We start from the raw sequence: 7,683 nt of genomic DNA, 5'->3' as shown, positions 1-7,683 counted from the left end.
GCCGACGCTGGACGATCTGCGCAAGAACGGCAAGGACCTGATCACCAGCCGCCAGCTCGCCAAGGACGGCAAGCCCACCCTGGACCTCTCGGCCGTCGCAGACGACTTTGCGGCCGCGCATCCCGAGGTCGTCGACAAGTGGCGTCAGCAGCAGGCCCGCGCGCTCACGACCATCAAGGACGATCCCGACGCCGCGGCCAAGGCCATCGCCGCTGAGATCGGCCTGTCTCAGGATGTCGTTGCGGGACAGCTGAAGCAGGGTGTCTACCTGACGCCCGAGCAGGTTGCCTCACCGGAGTGGCTCGGTGCGGACGGCAACCCTGGCAACATCGCGACCAACCTGGAGAGTGCCTCGCAGTTCCTGGCCGAGCAGAAGCAGATCCCTGCCGCCGCCCCGCTGAAGACCTTGCAGGACGCCATCTACACCAAGGGTCTGCCCGATGCCCTCAAGCAGTGAGCAGACCGCAGGCGTAAGCGGTGACGTCCGCGGCGGGGTGCGGATCGAGAACCTCGCACATCGCTACGGGGACGTGACCGCCCTTGGTCCCGTCGATCTCGACATCGACCCCGGCACGTTCCTGGTGTTGGTCGGGGCGTCGGGCTGCGGCAAGAGCACGCTGCTGCGGCTCATCGCTGGGTTCGAGGAACCCAGCGCCGGGAAGGTGAACGTCTCGGGAAGCGCACCCACCCCCGGCGTCAGCGCGGGCGTCGTCTTCCAGACGCCGCGGCTGTTCCCGTGGCGCAGCGTGGGAGGCAACGTCGACCTGGCGCTGAAGTACGCCAAGGTGCCACGCGAACGGCGGGCCGAACGCCGCGACCAACTGCTGCACCGAGTCGGCCTCGAAGGTACGGCCGATCGGAAGATCTGGGAGATCAGCGGCGGTCAGCAGCAGCGTGTCGCGATCGCGCGCGCACTGGCCGCCGATACCCCGCTGTTCCTTCTCGACGAGCCGTTCGCCGCTCTCGACGCGCTCACCAGGGAGCGGCTCCAGGAGGACGTCCGCCAGGTCAGCGCCGAGACCGGCCGCACGACGGTATTCGTCACGCACAGCGCCGACGAGGCCGCGTTCCTCGGCTCCCGGATCGTCGTGCTGACCCGCAGGCCGGGACAGGTAGCGCTGGACCTACCTGTCGACCTACCACGCACCGGAGTCGACCCAGACGAGCTCAGGCGCTCACCGGAGTACACGCGGTTGCGCGCCGAGGTCGGCCAGGCCGTGAAGGCGGCCGCGGCCTAGCCGAGCCGTCTCGAACACGTCGACACGCGAACGGCGCCGACCCGCGGGTCGACGCCGTTGAGCGTTGTTCAGAAGGCCGGCTCAGACCGGCGGGTAGGCGGGGGGCGGGTAGACGCCTCGCAGACCCCACGGAACGAACTGGAAGAAGTACTCGATCTCGTCGCTGGCGTCGTAGTCCGGATTCGGATCCATCATTACCTCCAAGGAGCGACGACTTTGCTCGAAGTCTAGACCGAATCGCACCACCGCGGACAGCGGATACGACCATTTGGATAAACTGGCGGCCAACCAGTTGATTGGTCCCCGGGCGAAGGTCCGGCCTACCTATAGTGAGTCGTCATGTCCACGGAATCTGATTCTCTTCGCGCAAGCGGCTCATCGGCCCCGCCAGGGAACGGACTGACCCGCCGCGAGGAGCTGCTCGCCGTCGCCACCAAGCTGTTCGCCGCGCGGGGGTATCACGGCACCCGGATGGACGACGTCGCCGACGCGGTCGGACTCAACAAGGCGACGGTGTACCACTACTACGCCAGCAAGTCGCTGATCCTGTTCGACATCTGCAAGAGCGCCGCCGACTTCACGATGGACGCGCTGCACGACGACCCCAGCGCGTCGGCGCGCGAGATGATCTACCACTTCACCCGCAGGCTCCTGGTCGGCATCGCCAGCGACGTCGAGCGCGGGGCGGTGTACTTCCAGGAGGCGCCCTACATCACCGAATGGTTCACCGAGGAGCAGGTCGCCTACATCCGCAAGGCCGAGAGCACTGTCTACGAGCACGTGCGCGACGTGATCGACAGGGGGATCGCGAGCGGCGAGTTCTACGACTGCGACTCCCACGTCCTGGCACTTGGCTACATCGGCATGACGCTGGGCTCCTACCGCTGGCTCCGGCCACAGGGCCGTCGCACCGCACAGGAGATCGCGGTCGAGTTCAGCACGGCGCTGCTGCGCGGCTTGATCCGCGACGAGGCCGTGCGCACCGAAGAGCCGCTCGGCATCGACGTTTCGGGCCCGGCATAGTCGAAGGAGCAGGCCGATGAAGTCCACTCTGCTGTCGCGGCGCGACCTCGACTTCCTGCTCTACGAGTGGCTTCGCGTCGACGAGCTGACCAAGCGCCAACGCTTCGCCGAGCACTCCCGCGAGACGTTCGACGGCGTGCTCGACCTCAGCGAGGAACTGGCCGAGAAGTACTTCGCACCGCACAACAAGAAGAGCGACGCCAACGAGCCGACCTTCGACGGCACCAGCGTCACCGTCATCGGTGAGGTCAAGGCCGCCATCGACGCGTTCGCCCACGCCGACCTGATCGGCGCCAGCATGGACGAGGCCATCGGCGGCGCGCAACTGCCTGCCTGCGTGGCGCAGGCGGGGTTCGCGTACGTCTCGGCCGCCAACGTCAGTACCTCGGGCTACCTGATGCTGACGATCGCCAACGCCAACCTCATCTCCAAGTTCGGCGACGCCGAGCAGATCGAGAGGTTCGTCAAACCCATGCTCGCCGGGCGCTTCACGGGCACGATGGCGCTCTCGGAGACACAGGCGGGCTCGTCGCTGGCCGACATCCTGACCCGTGCCGAGCCGCGTGACGACGGAACGTACCGGCTGTTCGGCTCGAAGATGTGGATATCGGGCGCCGAGCACGAGCTGACCGAGAACATCGTCAACCTGGTGTTGGCGAAGATCCCCGGTGCCCCCGCGGGCACCAAGGGCATCTCCCTTTTCATCGTGCCGAAGTACCTCGTCGAGGCGGACGGTTCCATCGGTGACCGCAACGACGTGACGCTGGCCGGGCTGAACCACAAGATGGGGCAGCGGGGGATCACCAACACGGTGCTGAACTTCGGGGAGGGCGGGCACACCCCAGGCGGAGAGGCGGGCGCCGTCGGGTACCTCGTCGGCGAACCGCACCGCGGGCTGATCTACATGTTCCACATGATGAACGAGGCGCGCCTCGCGGTCGGAATGGGCGCGGTGTCGCTCGGCTACACCGGCTACCTCAAATCGGTCGAGTACGCGCGCGAACGTCCCCAGGGGCGCCTCGCGTCGGCCAAGGACCCGTCGACGCCGCAGGTGCCGATCGTCGAGCACGCAGACGTCAAGCGAATGTTGTTGGCGCAGAAGGCATATGTCGAAGGTGGCCTTGCGCTTGGGCTGTACTGCACGCGGCTCATCGATCTGCAGCGCTGTCCCGAGTCTGCCGAAGAGGCCGAGGGCGTGACGCTACTGCTGGACATCCTGGTTCCGGTGGCCAAGAGTTGGCCGTCGCAGTGGTGTCTCGAGGCGAACAGCCTCGCGATCCAGGTGCACGGTGGATACGGCTACACCCGCGAGTACGACGTCGAGCAGCACTACCGAGACAATCGACTGAACCCGATCCACGAGGGCACCCACGGGATTCAGAGCCTGGACCTGCTGGGCCGCAAGGTCACTCAGCGTGAGGGCGCCAGCCTCGCCGAGTTGGGCAAGGCGGTGACCGCCACACTCCAGCAAGCCGACGCCGCCGGTGCCGAAGCGACCGAGCTTGCCGCGCAACTGAAGTCGTCCTGGCAGCGGCTGCTCGAGGTGACCCGCGCGATGTTCGCCTCTGGCGACACCGAGGCGGCGTTGGCCAACAGCGTCATCTACCTCGAGGCCTTCGGGCACGTCGTGATGGCGTGGATCTGGCTGGAGCAGTTCGTCGTCGCCGACGGTCGGTCAGGCGACTTCTACGACGGGAAGCGCCAAGCCGCAAGGTACTTCTTCCGCTACGAGCTGCCCAAGACGGCACCACAGTTCGACCTGCTGGAGGAGCTCGATCGCACCACGCTGGACATGCGCGACGCTTGGTTCTGACCGAGCGCCACCCCTGACCTGCGGTTCTCGGTGACGGCGAGGACGGGGCGCGGGGTCGCATGACACGCGATCCAAAAAAGGTATCAAGTGATGCTAGATCAGGCTTGGACAGGTATTGCTCTAGTTCCCTACGTTGAGTGACCGAGGCCACACACATCGTGCGTGACCGTGCAGATCACACGACGAGGAGTGATTGTCATGCTCAGCACGAAACACCGCAGGACCCTACGCGCCGGCATCGCCGTCGCTGCCACCGCAGGCCTGACCCTGACCGGTTGCGGCGGGGTCCAGAACAGCACCGGCAGTGGCGGCGGGGACGGATACCCGTCGGGCACCGTCGAGATGTACGTCGGCGCATCGGCAGGCGGGTCCAGCGATCTGATCAGCCGAGCGGTTTCGAAGGGTCTCAGCGACGACCTCAAAGCGTCCTTCCCGGTGATCAACCGCGAGGGCGCGAACGGTGCGCTCGCTGCCGCCGAGGTGTCCGGTGCCAAGCCGGACGGCTCGGTCATCTCGATTCAGAATGCGTCGTTGTTCACCATCACCCCGATGGCGGTGAGCCCCGACGAGGTCACCAAGATCGACGACTTCGACGTCGTTCAAGGTGTCTCGCGCGACGATTACGTGCTGGTGACGAACCCGGCCAGCGGGTACCGCAACCTCGACGACCTCAAGAAGGCGACCCGTGTCGTCCGGTACGGCACGACCGGCGTCGGCACCGGCGCGCAGTTGTCCGCCGCGTTGCTCTTCAAGACGAGCAACGTCAAGGCCCAGGCCGTTCCGTTCGACGGCGGATCGCCTGCGCTCGCCGCCGTCCTCGGCAACCAGGTCGACGTGGCCGTCGTCCAGGTCGGCGAGGGGATCGAGAACATCCGCGCGGGCAAGCTGACTCCGCTGTCGGTCTTCGGACCCGACCGCATCGCGTACCTGCCCGAGGTGCCGACCGCGAAGGAGCAGGGGCTCGACGTCGAGGTGACGCAGTACAGGTTCATGACCGTGCCCAAGGGCACCCCGCAAGACGTCAAGGACACCATCGCCAAGGGTATGAGGACCACCTTTGCGACGGACGCCTACAAGGAATTCAACAAGCAGAACAGTCTGACGCCGATGGAGATGTCCGGTGACGAGGTGGTCGCGCAGCTCAAGAAAGACCAGAAGCGGTACGCCGATCTGATCGAGAAGTACGGCATCAGCCTTCGTAACGAGGCCTGAGTCGTGACCGAGGTGGAGAAGAAGGACCCCGGAGAGCCGGTGCCGCACCCGCACACCGTGGACATCCTGGCCGAACTCGAAGCAGAGGTCGCTCAGGAGTTGGAGGAGGAACGGCCACCGGCCGGCGGTCCCGCGTATCAGGTCGTCGGCGCTCTGGTCGCGCTCGCGGTGGGCGTCTGCGGCGCGGTGCTCGCGTACGGCTACGGCCTTGGGTCCCTTCGAGAACCGGGTCCGGGGCTGTGGCCATTCCTCGTCAGCGCGCTGATCGCCGTGTTGTCCACAGTGCTGCTCTTGGTCGGCCGCAGCCCGACCGACTCCGAGGCCTTCACCCGTAGCAGCATGCTCCCGGTGATCGGCGCCGTCACGTTCGTCGCCTTCGGACTGATGATGCCGCTCACCGGCTTCGAGATCCCAGCGGTTCTGCTCTGCGTCGTCTGGCTGAAGTTCCTCGGCGGTGAGAGCTGGCGCAACACCGTCGTGATCAGCGTGGTCACCGTCGCCGCGTTCTACCTCCTCTTCCTCTACGCGCTGCGAATCCCGTTGCCCCACTTGATCTCGCTCTGAACAGAACTGGACCATGAACTTCAACGCATTCCTCGACGGGTTCGTCCTCGTCGTACAGCCGTCGAACCTGCTGTACTGCCTGGTCGGCGTGCTCATCGGCATGATCATCGGCGTGCTACCCGGTCTTGGCCCGGCGGCCACCATCGCGATCCTGCTGCCCATCACCTACACGATCGACCCCGTGTCGGCGATCATCATGCTTGCCGGCATCTACTACGGCGCCCAGTACGGCGGCACCATCACCTCGGTCCTGCTGCGACTGCCTGGCGAGGCGTCGTCGGTCGTCACGGTGTTCGACGGCTTCGCCTTGGCCAAACAAGGCAGGGCCGGAACGGCTTTGGGCATCGCAGCGATCGGCTCCTTCGTCGGGGCGACGATCTCGATCATCGGCCTTACCCTGCTCGCCCCGGTGATCGCCGAGGTCGCGCTTGACTTCGGGCCGCCGGAGTATGCGGCGCTCGCGCTGCTCGGCGTGTTGCTCGTCGCGACCATCGGCAGCGGCAACAAGCTCAAGGCGATGATCGCAGGCGCGGTGGGCCTGCTGCTGGCCACCGTGGGTCGCGACACCTTCAGCGGGGCGTCCCGATTCACGTTCGACAGCCTGCAACTCGCCGACGGAATCGACTTCGTCGTCGTGGCAATGGGTTTGTTCGGTGTCGGCGAAATCCTGTACAACCTCGAGCAGCGACACGGCAAGGAACACGTGCCGGCCAAGGTGGGCAACGTATGGCCCTCACGCAAGGACCTGAGGCAGTCGGCGGGTGCCATCGGCCGCGGTTCGGTGATCGGGTTCGTGCTCGGGGTGCTACCCGGCGGCGGCGCGGTGTTGTCGTCGATCGTGGCCTACGCGATGGAGAAGCGCCGCTCCAAGACCCCTGAGCGGTTCGGCCGGGGTGCGATCGAAGGGGTGGCCGCCCCCGAGACGGCGAACAATGCGGCGGCCACGTCGTCGTTCATCCCGCTGCTCACCATCGGTCTGCCCGCCAACGCCACGATGGCGATGTTGTTCGGCGCCTTGCTGATTCTGGGCGTCTCGCCGGGACCGCAGCTCGTCAACGAGCACCCCGACGTGTTCTGGGGCGTCATCAACTCGATGTACATCGGCAATATCCTGCTGCTGATCCTGTCGATCCCACTGGTGGGACTGTTCGTACGCATCCTGCGGGTGCGGCCCGCGATCCTCGCGCCGATCACGGCGCTCATCACCATCCTGGGTGTCTATACGATCAACAACTCGACCTTCGACATCTTCGTGATGGTGGCGTTCGGCATCGTCGGCTACCTGATGAAGAAGGCCGGTTTCGATCCAGGCCCCATGGTGCTGGCCTTCGTGCTCGGGTCGATCATCGAGTCGAGCACGCGGCGGTCTCTGCTGATCTTCGGCGGCGATCCGACGGGGTTCGTCACCCGACCGATATCCGGCACCATCCTGGCCATCTTCCTGGCACTGATCCTGCTGCCCCTTGGCCGACACGTCGTCAAGGCCAGGCGGGCGGGACGCGAGCGGCACGAATCCGGCCACACCCCAGAGCATCTCAAGGTCTGAGACTCAACGGCCCGTGTCGAGCCGCCTGCGGGTGTTGCCGAGGTGGACGCGCATCGCCGCTCTGGCAGTGTCGGGATCACCTGCCAGGACGGCGGCAGCCACGTCGTCATGCTCACGGCGCAGCCGCGCGACCTGGCTCGCATCGGCGTGAGAGTGTGCATCGCCGAGTCGCGTGCGCGCCAGCATGATCACCATCGGTCCAAGCGAGTCGAGCAGGTCGAGATAGAACCGGTTGCCGCTGACGGCCGCCACGGCGCGGTGGAAACCGAAGTCCGCTTCCACCGCAT

The 7,683-nt window shown here is 66.1% G+C and carries 8 protein-coding genes and 1 pseudogene; 7 read left to right on the top strand and 2 right to left on the bottom strand.

What is annotated here, in order from left to right; all coding sequences use genetic code 11:
* A pseudogene (locus ACRDUX_RS38220) lies at positions 1–457 on the top strand (glycine/betaine ABC transporter substrate-binding protein); the annotation flags it as partial.
* Entirely contained in the window at positions 441–1,238 is a 798-nt protein-coding gene (locus tag ACRDUX_RS38215) for an ABC transporter ATP-binding protein (RefSeq protein WP_526422322.1), read from the top strand. The pseudogene ACRDUX_RS38220 and the gene ACRDUX_RS38215, both read left to right, overlap by 17 nt.
* A gap of 81 nt (positions 1,239–1,319) precedes the next feature.
* Here ACRDUX_RS38215 and ACRDUX_RS38210 read toward each other — a convergent pair whose 3' ends face one another.
* Positions 1,320–1,433, bottom strand: a complete 114-nt coding sequence (locus ACRDUX_RS38210; protein WP_526336207.1) for a hypothetical protein — start codon at positions 1,431–1,433, stop codon at positions 1,320–1,322.
* Positions 1,434–1,577: 144 nt separating this feature from the next.
* On the opposite strand from ACRDUX_RS38210, the gene ACRDUX_RS38205 reads away from it, so the two are divergent.
* From ACRDUX_RS38205 to ACRDUX_RS38185, 5 genes are all read left to right on the top strand, one after another.
* The gene (locus ACRDUX_RS38205; protein ID WP_526422321.1) at positions 1,578–2,261 is read left to right on the top strand and encodes a TetR/AcrR family transcriptional regulator; all 684 of its coding nucleotides are present in this window, start codon (positions 1,578–1,580) and stop codon (positions 2,259–2,261) included.
* Between the two features lie 16 nt (positions 2,262–2,277).
* Positions 2,278–4,074, top strand: coding sequence for an acyl-CoA dehydrogenase C-terminal domain-containing protein (locus tag ACRDUX_RS38200; RefSeq protein WP_526422319.1), 1,797 nt, complete (start codon positions 2,278–2,280; stop codon positions 4,072–4,074).
* Positions 4,075–4,272: 198 nt separating this feature from the next.
* On the top strand, positions 4,273–5,286 hold the full coding sequence (locus ACRDUX_RS38195) for a Bug family tripartite tricarboxylate transporter substrate binding protein (RefSeq protein WP_526422317.1): 1,014 nt from the start codon (positions 4,273–4,275) through the stop codon (positions 5,284–5,286).
* Between the two features lie 3 nt (positions 5,287–5,289).
* Complete coding sequence (locus tag ACRDUX_RS38190; protein ID WP_526422315.1) at positions 5,290–5,850, top strand: tripartite tricarboxylate transporter TctB family protein; 561 nt, start codon at positions 5,290–5,292, stop codon at positions 5,848–5,850.
* A gap of 13 nt (positions 5,851–5,863) precedes the next feature.
* Positions 5,864–7,396: a tripartite tricarboxylate transporter permease gene (locus ACRDUX_RS38185; protein WP_526422313.1), complete on the top strand. Its 1,533-nt coding sequence runs from the start codon at positions 5,864–5,866 to the stop codon at positions 7,394–7,396.
* A 3-nt stretch (positions 7,397–7,399) separates the two neighbouring features.
* Here the strand turns inward: ACRDUX_RS38185 and ACRDUX_RS38180 are convergent.
* On the bottom strand, positions 7,400–7,683 hold a 284-nt coding region (locus ACRDUX_RS38180), incomplete at its 5' end, for a FadR/GntR family transcriptional regulator (RefSeq protein ID WP_526422311.1).

Origin of the sequence: Mycobacterium sp. (assembly GCF_050701675.1) — a bacterium.
Classification (GTDB): domain Bacteria; phylum Actinomycetota; class Actinomycetes; order Mycobacteriales; family Mycobacteriaceae; genus Mycobacterium.
This window is presented reverse-complemented; position numbering and strand designations above follow the sequence as displayed.

Bases quoted from the DNA above. Each gene is read 5' to 3' on its own strand.
- ACRDUX_RS38200 (WP_526422319.1), top strand. From the start codon at position 2,278: ATGAAGTCCACTCTGCTGTCGCGGCGCGACCTCGACTTCCTGCTCTAC.
- ACRDUX_RS38215 (WP_526422322.1), top strand. From the start codon at position 441: ATGCCCTCAAGCAGTGAGCAGACCGCAGGCGTAAGCGGTGACGTCCGC.
- ACRDUX_RS38205 (WP_526422321.1), top strand. From the start codon at position 1,578: ATGTCCACGGAATCTGATTCTCTTCGCGCAAGCGGCTCATCGGCCCCG.
- ACRDUX_RS38210 (WP_526336207.1), bottom strand. From the start codon at position 1,433: ATGATGGATCCGAATCCGGACTACGACGCCAGCGACGAGATCGAGTAC.
- ACRDUX_RS38185 (WP_526422313.1), top strand. From the start codon at position 5,864: ATGAACTTCAACGCATTCCTCGACGGGTTCGTCCTCGTCGTACAGCCG.
- ACRDUX_RS38195 (WP_526422317.1), top strand. From the start codon at position 4,273: ATGCTCAGCACGAAACACCGCAGGACCCTACGCGCCGGCATCGCCGTC.